The organism is Parapedobacter sp. ISTM3 (assembly GCF_016533505.1).
Lineage (GTDB): Bacteria > Bacteroidota > Bacteroidia > Sphingobacteriales > Sphingobacteriaceae > Parapedobacter > Parapedobacter luteus.
In genome coordinates, this window is sequence record NZ_JAENGN010000001.1 from 374,378 (window position 1) to 391,445 (window position 17,068).

Annotated in this window: 10 protein-coding genes; all 10 read left to right on the top strand. The window is 49.6% G+C overall.

The window, feature by feature from the left end; all coding sequences use genetic code 11:
• Positions 1-54 precede the first annotated feature (54 nt).
• The 10 genes from JHJ32_RS01670 to JHJ32_RS01715 all read left to right on the top strand — a co-directional run bounded on the left by JHJ32_RS01670 (position 55) and on the right by JHJ32_RS01715 (position 17,067).
• Positions 55-993 carry an ornithine cyclodeaminase family protein gene (locus tag JHJ32_RS01670; RefSeq protein ID WP_200119415.1) on the top strand — a complete coding sequence of 313 codons (939 nt, stop codon included), beginning with the start codon at positions 55-57 and terminating at the stop codon, positions 991-993.
• Between the two features lie 186 nt (positions 994-1,179).
• On the top strand, positions 1,180-2,961 hold the full coding sequence (locus JHJ32_RS01675) for a DUF885 family protein (RefSeq protein ID WP_079714903.1): 1,782 nt from the start codon (positions 1,180-1,182) through the stop codon (positions 2,959-2,961).
• Between the two features lie 26 nt (positions 2,962-2,987).
• Positions 2,988-4,412, top strand: a complete 1,425-nt coding sequence (locus tag JHJ32_RS01680; protein ID WP_200119418.1) for an APC family permease — start codon at positions 2,988-2,990, stop codon at positions 4,410-4,412.
• 300 nt (positions 4,413-4,712) lie between these two features.
• Positions 4,713-7,703 (top strand): SusC/RagA family TonB-linked outer membrane protein, encoded by a 2,991-nt coding sequence (locus JHJ32_RS01685; RefSeq protein WP_200119421.1) that lies wholly within the window; start codon positions 4,713-4,715, stop codon positions 7,701-7,703.
• A 29-nt stretch (positions 7,704-7,732) separates the two neighbouring features.
• The gene (locus tag JHJ32_RS01690) at positions 7,733-9,124 is read left to right on the top strand and encodes a SusD/RagB family nutrient-binding outer membrane lipoprotein (RefSeq protein ID WP_200119423.1); all 1,392 of its coding nucleotides are present in this window, start codon (positions 7,733-7,735) and stop codon (positions 9,122-9,124) included.
• A 28-nt stretch (positions 9,125-9,152) separates the two neighbouring features.
• Positions 9,153-10,877 (top strand): DUF885 family protein, encoded by a 1,725-nt coding sequence (locus JHJ32_RS01695; RefSeq protein WP_200119426.1) that lies wholly within the window; start codon positions 9,153-9,155, stop codon positions 10,875-10,877.
• A gap of 39 nt (positions 10,878-10,916) precedes the next feature.
• Positions 10,917-12,659, top strand: a complete 1,743-nt coding sequence (locus JHJ32_RS01700; RefSeq protein ID WP_200119428.1) for a DUF885 domain-containing protein — start codon at positions 10,917-10,919, stop codon at positions 12,657-12,659.
• An 11-nt stretch (positions 12,660-12,670) separates the two neighbouring features.
• The gene (locus tag JHJ32_RS01705) at positions 12,671-13,126 is read left to right on the top strand and encodes a hypothetical protein (protein ID WP_200119430.1); all 456 of its coding nucleotides are present in this window, start codon (positions 12,671-12,673) and stop codon (positions 13,124-13,126) included.
• Between the two features lie 155 nt (positions 13,127-13,281).
• Positions 13,282-15,561 carry a S9 family peptidase gene (locus tag JHJ32_RS01710; RefSeq protein WP_200119432.1) on the top strand — a complete coding sequence of 760 codons (2,280 nt, stop codon included), beginning with the start codon at positions 13,282-13,284 and terminating at the stop codon, positions 15,559-15,561.
• Positions 15,562-15,714: 153 nt separating this feature from the next.
• Complete coding sequence (locus JHJ32_RS01715) at positions 15,715-17,067, top strand: DUF6055 domain-containing protein (RefSeq protein ID WP_200119434.1); 1,353 nt, start codon at positions 15,715-15,717, stop codon at positions 17,065-17,067.
• Position 17,068: the final 1 nt, after the last annotated feature.

Below are 17,068 nucleotides of genomic sequence, written 5' to 3' on the forward strand. Positions count from 1 at the left end.
AACGGTTAATTTCCGTTAGCCCATAGATGGGCAATGCATTTACCTTTGTCCGGTATGATACAAATTACCAAGGATCAAGTTACGGCGGCCTTGAACTATCCGGCGTTGATCGACGCCCTGCATGCCATCTTCCAATCCAGCTATACGATGCCGGTACGGCATCACCATTTTTATCAGACGGAAGAAGGTGTTGAAAATACGCTTATCTTGATGCCGGTTTGGAATGACCGCTACCTGGGAGTTAAGCAGGTGGTGGTCGCCCCGGCAAACGGCGGTAAAGCGCTGCCGGCGATACATGCGAGCTATATGTTGATGGATGCCGGCACAGGTGTACCGCTGGCGCAGCTGGATGCCGCTGCGCTCACCGCACGGCGTACGGCTTGTACGTCGGCGCTTGCCGCTTCCTTTCTGGCTCGCGCCGATGCGGAGTCCTTGTTGGTCGTTGGCGGGGGAAAAGTGGCTCAGCATCTTGTGCAGGCCCATGCCGTAGTGCGGGCCTATCAACGTATGGCTGTTTGGGCGCGAAATCCTGAGCAATCGCGCGCGCTTGCAGACCACCTGGCCGGCCGGGGGTATCGCGTTGAAATTGCTTATGATTTGGAGGAGGCTGTCCGCGAAGCCGATGTGATCTCATGCGCGACCTTATCGCCCTTGCCACTTATCAAAGGAGCATGGCTGAAGCCCGGTACGCATCTCGATCTTATCGGCTCACATACGCCGAAAACGAGGGAGGCGGATGACCAAGCAATTCAAAGGAGTAGTGTTTTTGTCGATTCCCGCGAAGGGGCGCTTCACGAAACCGGGGAGCTGGCCATCCCCATTGCCCGTGGTGTACTGGCGCCTGGCGATGTGCGGGCCGATATCGCGGAGCTGTGCAAGGGAATACACCCCGGTAGAACGCTGCCTGAGGAAATAACACTTTTTAAATCGGCGGGATTGGCTGTTGAAGACTTGGCTGCCGCCCTGCTGGTCTATCAATCAGTGAAGGGCTGAAGGCAGGTCTGGCATTTGCCATAAGGATGTTACACGCCCGGCGCAAATTAGGGTAAGAAAGGTTAATATGCTGCTATACATATTTGCTTGCCAACACTTATATTTGCCGACTGCTAACCGAATAATTGATTATATACCTGTCGCTAATTGACTCGGAGCGGGCGTTTTTTGTAACTGACTTTTGCTATGAGGTACCGACTACTTAACTGTTTTTTCGTGGCGTTGCTTGCCACCGGTCTTCCTTTGGCTGCCTTGTCGCAGCTGAACGACCGATTATCCAGTTTATACGAACAAGCCACGGAAGTATCCGGTCTTGTAACGCAATATGGCCAAGATGTGCGTGCCATCGAGTATTTTTACGGGCCGATGGCTTCGTCTTTCGGACGGGGCGGTGGTGTGTCCGTGCATTCGCCTGAGCAGCTGGCCCGGCTGGAGGCATTGAACAAGGAATATTTGGACCAATTGCAGGCGCTTGACTTCAATGCGTTCAGTATTTATGGCCAAGTAGACTATATTTTATTGAAACGCAAAATCGAGCGAAGCCAAGAGGCATTGGCGGCGGAAAAAAGTAATTACCAGAAAATTGTCCGACGTATACCGTTTGCAGATTCCATTTATGTGTTTGAGCAGCTTCGGCGCCGGGGTACGACAGTAGATGGCGAGGCAATAGCTGGTTCGTTGCACGGCGCATTGCAGCAACTTCAGCAGGTGCATGGCGCACTGGAAAAGGAAGAGCCGATAGATGCCGAACTGGCGGATTATGCGGTTGGTGTAGTGCAAGATTTAAAGGCACGACTGAAAAACGCGTTCGATTTTTATAACGGCTATGATCCGTTGTTTACCTGGTGGGTGCCTGAACCCTATAAAGCGTTGGATACCGCATTGCAGGAGTATGCCAAACGGATCGGCAGCAAGAGCAACGCCAAGCCGTTTGATGATGGTAGTAATATCGGCGGTAAGCCCATTGGCCGGGAAGCGTTTGCGAAGGCGTTGCTTGATGACATGATTCCTTACACGCCGGAGGAATTGCTTAAGCTGGCGGATAAAGAATTTGCCTGGTGCGAAGCGGAATTGCTGAAAGCGTCGCGCGAAATGGGCTTTGGCGACAACTGGAAAGCGGCGCAGGAAAAGGTAAAGAACAGTTATGTAGCTCCGGGAAAGCAGCCCGAGCTGATTATCAAATTGTATAAAGATGCCAATGATTTCATCAAGGCAAACGATCTGGTGACCATGCCACCGCTTTCGGAGGAGACATGGGGGATGATCATGATGACGCCCGAGCAGCAGCTGGTCAGTCCGTTTTTTCTGGGCGGGCGCAACATCATGGTGTCTTATCCAACCAATACCATGAGCCACGACCGCAAGCTGATGAGCATGCGGGGAAATAACCCCTATTTCTCACGTGGCACCGTACAACACGAGCTGGTACCTGGGCACCATCTCCAATATTTCATGAATAGCCGGTACAAACCCTATCGTGCGGAGGCATTCCGGACGCCGTTTTGGACGGAAGGCTGGACACTCTATTGGGAGCTGCTGTTGTACGACCTTGGTTTCGCCAAGACGCCCGAGGAACGCATTGGTATGTTATTTTGGCGCATGCACCGCTGTGCGCGTATTACCTTTTCCATCAAATATCACTTGGGTGAATGGACACCGCAGCAGTGCGTGGATTACCTTGTGGAGCGCGTAGGGCATGAGCCCTCCACCGCCCACGGCGAAGTGAAACGGTCCTTCGAGGCCAACTATGGCCCGCTCTATCAACTGGCCTACCTTACGGGCGGACTGCAAATGTGGAGCTTGAAGAAGGAGTTGGTTGATTCAGGCAAAATGACCTATAAAGCGTTTCATGACCGTGTTATCAAAGAAAATTATCTGCCCATCGAAATGCTCCGTGCGACGCTCACGGATCAGAAGCTGAGCCGCGATTTTAAAAGTAGCTGGAAATTTTACGATTTTAGTAATTGATCGGACAATCAACCCAAAACGAAAGGATGAATACAACAACGGATAAAGGCTTTAAGTCGTCATTAGGACTGATGGATGCCACGATGCTGGTGGCCGGAAGCATGATCGGCTCAGGTATATTTATTGTCAGTGCCGATATTGCCCGCAATACCGGCAGCGCGGGGTGGTTAATGGCGGTCTGGCTCATCACTGGATTCATGACGCTCACCGCCGCACTGAGCTACGGCGAACTGAGCGCGATGTTTCCCAAAGCGGGTGGGCAGTACATCTATTTACGCGAGGCCTATAATCCGCTGGTGAGTTTTGTCTTCGGCTGGACATTCTTCACCGTGATACAAACCGCAACGATTGCCGCGGTGGGGGTGGCATTTGCCAAATTCACGGCATACCTGATTCCCGCGCTGGATGAAGACGTCATTTTGATGGACTTCGGTTTTCTGCAAATTTCGTCGGCTCAGCTGGTTTCCATTGTGGTGATTCTATTGCTCACCATGGTCAATACCCGCGGAGTAAACAGTGGTAAGGCCGTACAAACGTCCATCACGGTCGTCAAAATTGTCAGTCTGTTGGGTTTGGTCCTTTTCGGTTTGTTTGCGTTCAACGGTGACGTGTGGCAAGCTAACTGGTTGTCAGGGAATGCGTGGAATTTACAGCGACTGAACGCAGACGGCTCATTGGCCGATTATACGACATTTGCGGCGCTGGGAGCTATTGCGGCAGGCATGGTGGGTGCCATCTTCAGCAGTGATTCCTGGCATGCTTCATCCTCCGTGGCCGGGGAAATAAAAAATCCCGGGCGCAATGTAGGCCTGAGTCTGGCGTTGGGTACCATCATCGTTACCGTGGTCTACTTGTTGACCAACTTGATGTACACGGGTGTGCTCACGATGGAACAGATGGCCGCATCAGATAAAGACCGTGTAGCGATGACGGCCGCCCAGGAAATTTTCGGTCCCGTGGGCATCACCATTATCGCCATCATGATTATGGTTTCAACATTCGGCTGCAATAATGGGCTTATCATGGCGGGGGCCAGGGTATACTATTCGATGGCTCAGGATGGGCTTTTCTTCAAGAAGGTGGGTGAACTAAACAAGTCTGCCGTACCGGGTGTTGCGTTATGGTTGCAATGTATCATTGCATCGTTATGGTGCCTGAGCGGCAAGTACGGCGACTTACTCGATATGATTTCCAGCGTCGTGGTGATATTCTATGTGCTCTGTATCATCGGTATCTTTAGGCTGCGTAAGTCAAGGCCAGAGGCACCGAGACCGTACAAGGCATTTGGTTATCCCGTTTTGCCGATGATTTACATCATGATGGGAACTGCCTTTATCATACTGATGGTAATTTATAAACCTAACTATACGTGGCCGGGGATTATTATTGCCCTCCTGGGCATCCCGGTGTATTACCTGATTCGCAAGCGTGCATTGCCTGTAAATCCTTGAGGTGGATGTTTTTTGATATTGTGTTAGGCTGGCGGTTCCCGTCAGCCTTTTTTTTGTGTTTGTGCTTATGGGTCAGTTTGTTAGATGCGGTGAAATTTTAGCTTGTATTGGCCAATATGCGGTTAGTTTGACCCTTCGCCCGCTATTATATTTGTAAGACGGGTGTCTTATTGACATGATAACCAATTATACACAACCCATTTAAACGAGGCAGGGAAGTAATCGCGCAACATGTTCGCCTTGTGGCGGTACGTGTTGACTTTTTCGGTGGTATATACGATGTCAAATGAAAATCGAAACATGATGAAAAGAATTATTTTACTGATTTTTTTATGCGCCGCGCAGGGTTTGGTCGCCCGCGGCCAACAAAAAACCATCACGGGCAAGGTGGTTTCAACGGAAGGAACGCCGATTCCGGCCGTCACGGTCAAAGTGGAAGGTGCCACTACGACAACCCAGACCGGCGAAGACGGATCGTTTTCCCTCACTTCGAGCTTGGGCACGAATATGCTGATAACGGCGATAGGCTATGAGCCTTATCGATTTACTGTTGACAACAGGGATTATTATGAAATTAGGTTGCTGAGTGAATCGACGGATTTGGATGAAGTAGTGGTGACGGCATTGGGTATCAAAAGAGAACGCCGACAGCTTACTTATAGCACGCAGCAAGTAGGCGGCGAAGTAATCGGCAATACGAAAGAGCCGAATGTGCTGAATGCACTTACTGGAAGAGTTTCGGGCGTCCAGATTACGTCATCGACCGGGCAACCGGGCAGCTCATCGCGTATTGTTATTCGGGGGACAAGTTCGCTGCTGGGCGACAATGAAGCATTGATTGTGCTGGACGGTGTGCCTATCAACAACGACGAGGGTGGAAACGCTGGGCCTGGTGCAGGCATCAGCCGGATTTCGGATATCGACCCGGCTATCATAGAATCGGTCAACGTACTAAAAGGATCGGCCGCTGCTGCATTGTATGGTTCTAAAGCTGCGAGGGGGGTGGTGATGATTACGACAAAGAATGGGGCGAAAGATAGACGGCCAACGGTTTCGTTTACGTCGCAATATTCACTCGAAAGTCCGATACTTCCTGAAATGCAGGAGCGCTATGCGCTGGGCGACCGCGGGGAGTACTATGACGGAGACGAACGTAAAACAAGTAATGTCTGGGGACCTCCGATAGCCGAACTGTTGGCTAGGGGCCAAGTAACTTATAATAGAAATCCAATGGAGGAGTTCTTCCAAACAGGCAAAACGGCAACCAATTCGTTGAGCATCGACGGCGGAAGTGCGCGGTCAAATTACTTCCTTTCTTATTCGTTTGTCGACCAAGGAGGTGTGGTGCCGAAATCGTCTTATGACAGGCATTCCATGTTTGCCAAGTATACCACGGAGATTTCGGATAAATTTTCAAGTACCATTCAGTTGAATTACACCACTTCTTCTTCCGACCGTGTGCCAGAAGGCTATGGGTTGGAAAGTCCGCTGTGGACGATATATACGGCACCAAGGACTTGGAATCCACTGCCGTATGTAGACGAGAATGGCAACCAACGGATGTTCCGTTTTTCCCGCAATAATCCGTATTGGGTGTTGGATAATATCAATAATACTTCCACCATACATCGGTTTCTTCCTGTGGCTACCTTCAGCTATACGCCGTTTACGTGGCTGACGGTGACTGAGCGCATCGGCGCCGACGTCTTTGCCGAACAAACGAAGTATTATGAAGCAAGGAGCAATACTTTGCAGACCCAGGGGGTGATACGCGACCGGAACAATAACTTCCGGCAGTTTAACCATGACTTGATTGTCGAAGCCCGGAAGCAATTCGGAGAAGACTGGGATGTCAGCCTTATGCTGGGCAACAACATCTTATCAACCTATAGCCAGAATTTTCAAATCGAAGGGACGGGAGTTACGATTGAAAATTTCAGGAATGTAAGCAATTCGGAACGACAGGTAAGTACAGAAAACCACTATCTTCAACGTAAGGTCGGTTTTTATAGCCAAGCAAATATCGAGTTCAGGCGGTTTTTGAATCTTTCCCTTACGGGCCGCTATGATGGCAGTTCAGTACTTGATGTGGGCAACCGCTATTACCCCTATGGGTCGATTTCGTCATCGTTCGTCTTTTCAGAGCTGTTGAATATGCCTGCTATCACCTTTGGTAAGCTAAGAGCCTCCTATTCCGTTGTGGGTAACGACAACATCGGTCCATATAGTTTGCAGACACCGTTCCAGATTGCAGGCAATTTCCCTTTCGACAACCGAAGTGGCTTCTTAATGGGCAACACACTGGGTAATCGCAATTTGGTCAACGAAAAGACAAAGGAATATGAACTGGGGCTTGAGATGCAATTCATGCAAAATAGGCTCGGGTTTGAATTCAGTTACTTCGATCGAAATCACATTGAGTTGTTGACCTCGAATATTCCGATTTCTCCGGCAACAGGATACAGTTCTACCACCCTCAATGCCGGAGACATGACCAATAAAGGCGTGGAACTGATTGTCAATGGCGCGCCGGTAAGAAATGCCAACTTTTCATGGGATATGACCATCAACTTTTCACGGATAAGGAATAAGGTGACCAGAATATACGGTGATCAAGATCGGTTGCAGATTGGCCAGACTTGGGCATTTTTGGATCAGCCGTACGGTGTGTTCTACAATTACGGCTATCAACGCAATGAAGCAAATCAGATCATGATCGATGCCAGCGGTTTGCCGGTGGTGAGCAACGTACTTCAAATCATTGGTAATATACAGCCCAAGTGGCTGGCGGGTATTACGAACACCTTTAGGTATCGCAACCTTTCCTTCGATTTTTTCTTTGATTTTAAGAAGGGGGGCGACATTTTCAATTCGGATGACCGCTATGGATATTTCTATGGCACTCCCAAAGTAACCGAAAACCGGGAGCCGCGGGTAATTCCGGGGATTAGCGTGGTGGACAATCAGGAAAATACGGTCGAGGTGCAGGCACAGGACTATTATCAACGATTGAACCTGATCTATGAGTCGGTCATCCAAGATGGCACGTACCTGAAGCTACGTAATGCTTCCATCCGTTATCAGCTTCCTGGCAAATGGATGGATAAAACGCCCTTCAGTTCGGTGTCGGTCAGCGCTACTGGACGGAACCTTTGGATTTATGCGCCGAATTTTACCGGATCTGATCCGGAAGTAAGCAGCTACGGGTCTTCCAACGGTTCGCAAGGGGTCTATGCCTACTCGGTGCCCACGTCCAGATCATATAATTTTACGCTTTCCGTAACCTTTTAACGGATGGTTTCCATTTTAAATTCATTATCATGAAAACGTATATATTTTCTTTCATTTTCGCCGCAGTGCTGTGCGCTGGATGTGAAAACTTTATAGATGTCAACGAAAACCCGAATGCGCCTACCGCTGTGGATGAGAAGCTCCTGCTTGCGCCATTATGTTATCAAATCGCGCATAATTTGACCGCAGGCGACGGCACATTGTTTGTCAACTACTTCATGCAAAATGTTGCCTTAAATCAACCTGTGCCGAATCATGGAACGTATCTGCTGGTGCCCAATGAGTTCAATGCGACCTGGACGGCGTTGTATGCGACCTGTCTGAAAAATTTAGCGCTTTTAAGGCAACAAGCTGAAGAACGTCAAAACTTCAATTATTCGGGCATCGCCAAGATACTGACGGCCTATTGTCTCGGGTTGGGTACAGCCGTATGGGGCGACATGCCGTATTCGCAGAGTCTGCAAGGGGAAAATAACTTTAATCCTGCCTATGATTCGCAAGAATCCATTTATCAATCCATCCAGCAGTTGCTGGACGAAGGGATTGCTGACATCAATAGGACTACCGGGCTGACACCAGGTAATGATGATTTTTTCTTCGGAGGAAACATGGGCTACTGGGTGAAGGCGGCATATACACTAAAAGCGCGATTCTATATGCACCTTACCAAGGCTCCTGGTTATACACCGTCACAACAGGCTACCCAAGCTTTACAGGCACTTGAACAAGGTTATGGGAGCAACGATGAAAATATGGCGTTCAGCTATCCGGGTGGCGCGGGTACGCAAAGCCGGTGGTTTACTCGTATGTTGCCCATTGAGACGATTGTACTTTCGGCCAATGCCGTCGATACACTTGTATCGCGTGCGGATCCCCGCCTTCCACTATTGGTTGCACCAGCAAGAAGTGATGGCCAATACCGCGGAAGGCCCCTGGGGCAACAAGGTATCGGTAACCTGGAGTCGTATTCCATATTGGGTAGTTATTATGGTAGCCAGCATGCAAGTGTCCATTTGCTAACCTATTCGGAAGCGTTATTTATCCGCGCCGAAGCCACACTTATTGTCTCGGGACATGAGGCTGCCGAGCCGCTTTTCCGCGAGGCTATCATCGTCAATATGGAACAGATGGGGCTGTCCCGAGATGATACTGATGTACACGCTTACCTGGAGACAAGGCTTCCCCTTACCGCTGCAAATGCGTTAGCGCGTATCATGGAGGACAAAAAAATCGCCAACTTTCTTTCTGCCGAGAATTTCAATGACTGGCGGAGGACCGGTTTCCCCCGTATGGAGCCCGTTGAAAATGCGCTGTCAGCTATTCCCAGGCGATTTCTTTACCCGCTCAATGAAGTGTCTACCAATCCACAGCCGCAGCATAGTGCAATGTTGACTGATCGCGTATGGTGGGATCAGCCGTAAATAGGAATGGCGAAAGATGATGAATACCATGAAAATGAAAGAAAAACTGGTAGCGGTTCTGCTCCTCATGACCAGCTTTCCGGCGAATGCCCGGCAAGAGCTTTCCGCCGTGCCATGCCAGGAAGTCCCCCATCTTATCCAGCAATTTGCCGCCGATCGGCGGGCCATTAACCGATTTTATGTGGTGACGATGTCGCCCGAGCGGCGAGCGCGGTTGGTCGCTTTGTATAACGATTATTTAAAGTTTTTGGCACAATTGGATTTCGATGCATTGAATCAGGAATGCAAAGTGGATTACATCCTTTTTCAGCGGAATTTGAATGAATACCTCCGGTTTGCCCAAAAAGAGGAGGACGAGTTCACAAAAGTGAGTACTTGGTTTCCATTTGCCGATTCGGTTTATGCGATGGAGAAAACACGGCGAAGAGGTGCAAGCGTGGATGCCAAGCGTGTTGCGCTGTATTGGAACAACCTGACCAAAGAAGTCAAGCAGCTTAGCAGCCAGCTGGTCGAAAGCGATGCCCGGTTTACTACTGGCGAAATACTGACCGCAAAACAGGCCATTGCAGGTTTCCGGACAGCGTTGACCAATGTGTATGAGTTTTACAACGGTTATGACCCATCTTTCACCTGGTGGGCGGAGCGCCCTTTCAAACAACTGGATAGCATGTTTAACCGGTTTTCAGTCCAGTTTGAGTCGAAATTGCCACCGCCAGATAGCAATGGGATTGTCTCCCGGGAGCCTGTGGGGCGCGATGAGTTGGTCAAACTATTCACCTATGAAATGATACCGTACACGCCCGAGGAGATTTATGAAATTGCCGAAAAGGAAATGGCATGGTGTGATCAGGAACTCATCAAGGCCTCACGGCAGTTGGGTTTTGGTGACGATTGGAGAAAGGCCAATGAATATGTAAAGGACCGGTACGTCGATCCGGGAAAACAGCCTGAGGTGATATTGCGGCTCTATAATGAATCCATCGATTTTCTTAAAGCGCACGATTTGATAACCATTCCGCCGTTGGCGGAAGAGACCTGGGGGATGATCATGATGACGCCCGAGCGGCAGCGGTATACGGCGTTTTTTACCGGAGGTTGGGAGATTAGTATATCGTATCCCACCAATACCATGGATATCGATCAGCGGTTGATGAGCATGCGTGGCAATAATCCGCACTTTTCGCGAGCTACGGTTCATCATGAACTCATTCCGGGACATAACTTGCAGTATTTCATGCGCGACCGATATCGGACATACCGCGCGGAATTTTCCACGCCATTCTGGATGGAAGGGTGGGCATTGTACTGGGAACTGTTGTTGTGGGATTTAAAGTTTCCTCAAACGCCGGAAGACAAAATAGGCATGCTATTTTGGCGAAGGCACCGTTGTGCACGCATTATCTTCTCGCTAAACTTTCACCTGGGGAAATGGACACCTCAACAATGTATCGATTATCTGGTCGATCATGTCGGCCATGAGCGGGCCAATGCGGAAAGTGAAATCAGGGGACCGTTGAGTGCCGGGACGCGGGGTGCACCACTCTATCAGATAGCATACCTGCTGGGGGGTATCCAGATGATGCATATGAAAAATGAGCTGGTAGACAGCGGGCAGCTAAATTACCGTGATTTCCATGACCGCATCATTAAACTGAACGCCATGCCGATGGAAATGATACGTGCGATCCTTACCGACCAACCTTTGGCGAAGGAATTTAGGACGAATTGGCGGTTTTACGATAGCGTCAAATAGGCGGTTGTCAATTTTTACGATCATCATAAACAAATTGATATGAAGAGAAACAAGACGAAATGGATGCTGATTATTTTGCTGGTGTCATGCCTATCCCATGTGGTGCAAGGGCAGGAAGGTGACGAATACGTGCCTTGCCAGGTCATGCCCAACCTCATTACAAATTACAATGAAGATCTGGCATCACTGCGGATTGCCTATGTGGTGGAGTATTCCCCGGAACGCCGTGCACGGTTTGAGCAGTTGGATAAGGATTATTTGGCAAAACTGGCCAAAATCGATTTTGAAAGTCTTCCACAAGAGTGTAAGGTAGACTATATTCTGTTCAAACGCGATCGCGAGGAGAATCTCCGGCTGTCGAAAATGGAAGCTGATGAAGTGGCGAAGGTATCGGAGTGGTTTCCATTTGCGGAGAAGATATACGACGTTGAGCGGTTTCGGCGGGACGGGAGCCAGGTTCCCGATTCGGAGGCGTTGGCGCTGCTTTACGCTGCTTTTACGAAAGAAATACAGTCGCTTCGCGCGCGGCTGCGTGCAGATGAAAGCCTCGGCGTGCTTAATGTATACACGGCAGACAACATCATTACCGGGTTGAAAAGCGCGTTGCGGAGTTCGTATGAGTTTTATAATGGCTACGATCCGCTGTACACCTGGTGGATGCCGATGCCCTATGAAAATCTGACTAAAGCGCTGACCGGCTACGCCAATGATTTCCGGGAGAAGCTGACTGCGGGCCGTTTGCAGATGGATGACAGCGGTATCGTAGGGAAACCCGTTGGCCGGGATGAATTAATCAGTCTTTTGCGGTACAATTTCATTCCCTATACGCCCGAGGAGCTCATCGAAATCGCGATGAAGGAATTTGAATGGTGCGATGCAGAAGCGCTCAAAGCTTCGCGGGAGATGGGCTTCGGAGACGATTGGAAGGCCGCGCAAGAGAAGGTCAAACAAACGTATGTACCAGCGGGCGGAAAGCCTGCGCTCATCCGCCGTTTGTTTAATGAGTCCATGGATTTCATCAAAGGGCATGACATGGTGACGATTGATCCCCTGGCCGAAGAAGTCTGGGGCTTGCGGATGATGTCGCCCGAACGGCAGCTGGTCAACCCGTTTTTCACGGGCGGTACGTCGATCAGTATATCCTATCCTACCAACACGATGGAAGTGGAAGACCGGATGATGAGCATGCGCGGGAACAACCCGCATTTTTCCAGGGCAACGGTACACCATGAATCGATAGTAGGGCACCATTACCAGCGGATGATGAATAATCGCTATCGCAGTTACCGGTCGTTTGGCACCCCGTTCTGGACGGAGGGATGGGCGTTGTACTGGGAGTTTTTGCTTTATAGCATGGACTTTCCGCAGTCCCCGGAAGACAGGCTGGGCATGTTGTTCTGGCGGATGCACCGGTGTGCCCGCGTGATCTTCTCCCTCAACTACCACCTGGGCAAATGGACACCCCAGGAATGCATTGATTTCCTTGTGGACCGGGTGGTGTTCGAACGGGCTAACGCTGAGGCCGAAGTGAGAAGGTCTTTTGGTCTACGCATCACACCGCTTTATCAGCTGGCTTATATGATGGGCGGACTGCAGTTTTCAGGGCTTAAACAGGAGCTTGTGGATAGTGGCAAAATGGGATTAAAGGAATTCCACGATAAGGTGTTGCGGCTAAATGCAATGCCGGTGGAAATGGTACGCGCCATCCTTACCGACCAAAAGCTTAGTAAAGATTTCAAAACCAGCTGGCGCTATTACGAACAGGCACCGTTTTGGGAATAAATGCAGAAAAAATGAAAAAGCTATTTCTGCTATTTATTTGTGGACTATCGCTTCAGCAAGGATTGGCCCAGTCGTCACATGACGGACAGATCCTCCATGAGGGGATGATGAATGCAACTTGGCGAGCCATTAACAATGCAACCAATAGTGGCAACGGCAATGGAACATTTAGCACCAACCTATCGGCTGAAATCCGCGCGTTGAATAACAAGGTAGTCAATTTGGCTGGTTACGTTATCCCCATTGAAAGCGGCAGAACCCACAAGTGGTTTATGTTGTCGGTATTGCCGATCATGCAATGTATGTTTTGCGGGCAGGACGGGATTCCGCCGATGATTGAGGTAGTCATGAAGGAAGAAGCGGTACCGTATTCGGATTTTCCAGTAGAACTAAAAGGGCGGCTGTATTTCAAGGAAAGCACAGATGGAAGCGGGAGCATACAATTGTTGGACGCAGCGCTATATTGAGCGGTGTATAATCGGTGGTTGCCATGATTTTTTGGTTAATTTTTGCTTCAAATCCAGCAATATGCTGTTAGTCGTTTTGTTAACGCCATTTTTATATTTGTGACTTCCCTTTGGATTGCCTGCAAAGGCCTACTTCGTAAATCTTTTTGACAGTTATGAACATACTCCGCCATTGTATATTTTCTTTACTCCTCATAAGTAGCGCTGCTGTTTGTACACAGCTCCATGCTCAAGGAACCGCCGAAGATTACCGCCGGGCCGCGGCGTTTGGCGAAACGACAAAAGACAAAGTTTTTTATTCGCCGACCCGTTTTTCGTGGCTGGAAAACCAGCAACAATTCTGGTATGCAAACAATACGCCCGAAGGCAAGCGGTTCATGTTGGTGGATGCATCCAAACGGCAAAAGCGCGAAGCCTTTGACCATGGGCGGATCGCTGCCGCGTTGCAGGCGGTTAGCGGCGAAAAGATTGACGCTGACAGCCTTCCGTTCGACAACATCGTCTTCAAATCGGCTAATCAGATTGAATTTGATGCATTTGGGAAAATATGGAGTGCAAGCTTGGCGGACTACAAGGTTTTGGACACGGGGAGGAAGCCCGAGCCGCCGCGGTGGGGCCGAGGCAGCGGCCGTTATTGGGGCGATTCCGATGATGGCAGTGTCCGGGAAACCCCTTCGCCTGACAGCAACTGGGTGGCGTACATCAAAAATTACAACGTATATATCCGCCGCAGAAACGACAAAGGAGAAGAGATACAGTTGAGCTATGACGGGGCGCTCGGCCACCACTATTCGCCAATGATTGCCTGGTCGCCGGATTCAAAAAAACTGGCCGTAAATAAAGTAAGGCCCAATACGCAGCGGAAAATTTATTTTGTTGAATCTTCGCCAAGCACGCAATTGCAACCTATTTTGCAAGAGCGCAATTACCTAAAACCTGGCGATGCGTTGCCGCAAAACCAACCTGTACTTTTCCTGATAGAAAGTAAACAGTCTTTTGCGGTAGATCCGTCATTGATTCCCAACCAGTACAGTATCTCCCGGTTGGAGTGGCGCAAGGACAGCAGGGCATTCACGTTTGAATACAACCAGCGGGGACATCAACGGTATGAAGTGTTTGCCATGGATGCCGGCAACGGTTCGGTGAAGCCATTGATCACAGAGACCAGCAAGACGTTTGTTGAATATAGTGGCAAGCGATACCGGATGGATATCAACGATGGCAAGGAAATCATATGGGCGTCCGAACGGGATGGTTGGAATCACCTCTATTTATACGATGGAGAAACGGGGTCGGTGAAAAATCAGATTACCAAAGGAGAATGGGTGGTTAGAGAGGTGGTGCATGTAGATGAGAAAAAGCGATTCGTTATTTTTGCGGGAAGCGGCCGGGAGGCGGGGCAAGATCCCTATTTTACCCATTATTACCGTATAAATTTTGACGGTAGCAACATGATGCCGTTGACCAAGGAAGATGGAAATCACCGGGCAACTTTTTCTTCTGATTATTCGACCTTTGTAGATACCTATTCACGGGTTGATGCACCACCTGTATCGCTGCTTCGCAGCGCTACAGACGGCGACATACTGCTTGAGCTGGAGAAAGCCGATGCCAGTGCATTGTTGGCTACCGGGTGGAGGTATCCCGAAGTGTTTCATGCGAAAGGGCGCGATGGGGCCACGGATATCTGGGGCGTGATCATTCGGCCGTCGAATTTCGACCCGAAAAAGTCATATCCTGTTATAGAGAATATTTATGCCGGGCCGCAGGGCTCATTTGTGCCCAAGACTTTCGGCACACAGCAAGGCATGGCCGCATTGGCAGAACTGGGTTTTATTGTCGTCCAGATCGACGGTATGGGTACATCAAACCGCTCGAAGGCTTTCCATGACGTATGTTGGAAAAATTTGAAGGATGCGGGATTCCCCGATCGTATCCTGTGGATGAAGGCAGCAGCAGCCAAGTATTCGTATATGGATCTTAGCCGGGTAGGGATTTATGGCACATCGGCAGGTGGGCAAAACGCTGCGGGCGCAGTGCTGTTCCACCCTGAATTCTATAAAGTAGCGGTCTCTTCCTGCGGCTGCCATGACAACCGGATGGATAAGATGTGGTGGAATGAACAATGGATGGGCTACCCCATCGGTCCGCAATACGCTGAATGCTCCAACGTGGAGAACGCCCACAAATTAGAAGGCAAATTGATGCTTATCGTGGGCGAGGTGGACGACAATGTCGATCCGGCATCTACCATGCAGGTTGTAGACGCTTTGATTAAAGCCAACAAGGAACATGAATTGGTGGTGCTACCCGGTGCGGGGCATACATCGGGTGGGCCGTATGGTGAGCGCAAGCGCCGGGATTTCTTTGTAAAACACCTGCTCGACGTAGAACCACCGGTTTGGGAAGGACAAAAGGCAATTGCCACCCGTTAAATTTTTGGTGATATCCGCTAATATCCGGTTAGTCATAGTTAAGTGTCAATATTACTTTTGTAAAAGATAGGCTCCCTAGCTAGTTTTTGACCAGTTTACGCCTTAGCTAATCGAGGAGGTCTTTACGCCGCCTTAATATATCGGAGCAGCTGTATGAAAATGAAACGTAGCAATTATTTATTGAAAGGGCCGACCGCTGTCTTGGTTGTATTGCTATTAAGCTACAGCGCATATAGTCAATCAATCCAAAAGAAGGAACGCTACATACCCCAGACGGTATACCGTGTACCCGAAGGCAATGACTATAGCAATGACAGCAGTGAATTCAGCTACAAGCGGATGATAGAGACCCCCAATTTTGCCGCCTTCTGGGCAAAAGAATATGGCGATGATCCCATGGCTAATCCTGATACGGCAAAACGGTTTGATTTGGCCGCTGCGTTGGCAGAAGGCGAACGGTTTTATAACTATTTCATTGATACGCTCAAATTTGCCGATCGGGGGAGGTCGTGGTCGGATAAATATAAGATACTGATATATGTGATCGGCAGCGAAGATGGCGGGGGCACGGCCTTTGGCGGTGGATCTGAACATGTAGGGATTTTTTGGGCACCTCCAGCGCGAATCAACCAATCTCCATATGGTACGTTTGCCCATGAATTGGGGCATTCCTTTCAGTTTTTAGTGCGTGCTGATGGCGCCAACGGAGCCGGGGGATCGATGGCCGAAATGACCTCGCAGTATATGCTGTGGCAGGTATATCCCGAATGGATGACTTTTGAAAACTACCACTTGAAAAGTTTTATGGAAAAAACGCATTATGCGTTTCTACACCCGACAAATATGTACCATTCACCGTATGTGCTGGAATATTGGTCCAGTATCCACGGTAAGGACATGGTGGCAAGGCTATGGCGCGAATCCCGTGAAGGAGAGGACGCCGTGATGACGTACAAGCGGCTGACGGGAATTGGACAGCAAGCATTCAACGATGAACTATTCGACGCCTGTCGCCGGTTTATTACGTGGGATATGGACCGGATCCGGGAGGTTGCTTCTCCATATGCAAATCAGCATCATACATCATTGGTTGACGTGGGCAATGGCTGGTACCGCATTGATAGTGCCAAGTGTCCGCAAAACTATGGATATAATGGTATCGAGTTAGCTGTGCCCAAATCCGGAACAACTGTTAAACTGCAGTTTAAAGAATTGGCTGGAAGCACTGGGTATAGCGTACACCGTGTAGCGCATGCGGGGTGGCGCTACGGATTTGTCGCTTACAAGGAAAACGGTGAGCGTGTGTATGGTAAAATCCAGACCGCTGCCGATGGTAAAGCGAAATTCAAGGTTCCAGAAGGAACCAAACACCTATGGCTCGTGGTCATGGGCGCACCTGAGGAGCATTGGTCAATACCGATGCGAAGGCGTGGGCAGCAGGCCGAAACCGCTAAGGAGGAGCAATGGCCTTATCAGATTAAATTGGTGGGGACTACTGTATTATAAA

What these genes read in the sequence shown, in the direction of transcription:
- JHJ32_RS01670 (WP_200119415.1), top strand. Translation starts at nt 55, where the DNA reads ATGATACAAATTACCAAGGATCAAGTTACGGCGGCCTTGAACTATCCG.
- JHJ32_RS01675 (WP_079714903.1), top strand. Translation starts at nt 1,180, where the DNA reads ATGAGGTACCGACTACTTAACTGTTTTTTCGTGGCGTTGCTTGCCACC.
- JHJ32_RS01680 (WP_200119418.1), top strand. Translation starts at nt 2,988, where the DNA reads ATGAATACAACAACGGATAAAGGCTTTAAGTCGTCATTAGGACTGATG.
- JHJ32_RS01685 (WP_200119421.1), top strand. Translation starts at nt 4,713, where the DNA reads ATGATGAAAAGAATTATTTTACTGATTTTTTTATGCGCCGCGCAGGGT.
- JHJ32_RS01690 (WP_200119423.1), top strand. Translation starts at nt 7,733, where the DNA reads ATGAAAACGTATATATTTTCTTTCATTTTCGCCGCAGTGCTGTGCGCT.
- JHJ32_RS01695 (WP_200119426.1), top strand. Translation starts at nt 9,153, where the DNA reads ATGAAAATGAAAGAAAAACTGGTAGCGGTTCTGCTCCTCATGACCAGC.
- JHJ32_RS01700 (WP_200119428.1), top strand. Translation starts at nt 10,917, where the DNA reads ATGAAGAGAAACAAGACGAAATGGATGCTGATTATTTTGCTGGTGTCA.
- JHJ32_RS01705 (WP_200119430.1), top strand. Translation starts at nt 12,671, where the DNA reads ATGAAAAAGCTATTTCTGCTATTTATTTGTGGACTATCGCTTCAGCAA.
- JHJ32_RS01710 (WP_200119432.1), top strand. Translation starts at nt 13,282, where the DNA reads ATGAACATACTCCGCCATTGTATATTTTCTTTACTCCTCATAAGTAGC.
- JHJ32_RS01715 (WP_200119434.1), top strand. Translation starts at nt 15,715, where the DNA reads ATGAAAATGAAACGTAGCAATTATTTATTGAAAGGGCCGACCGCTGTC.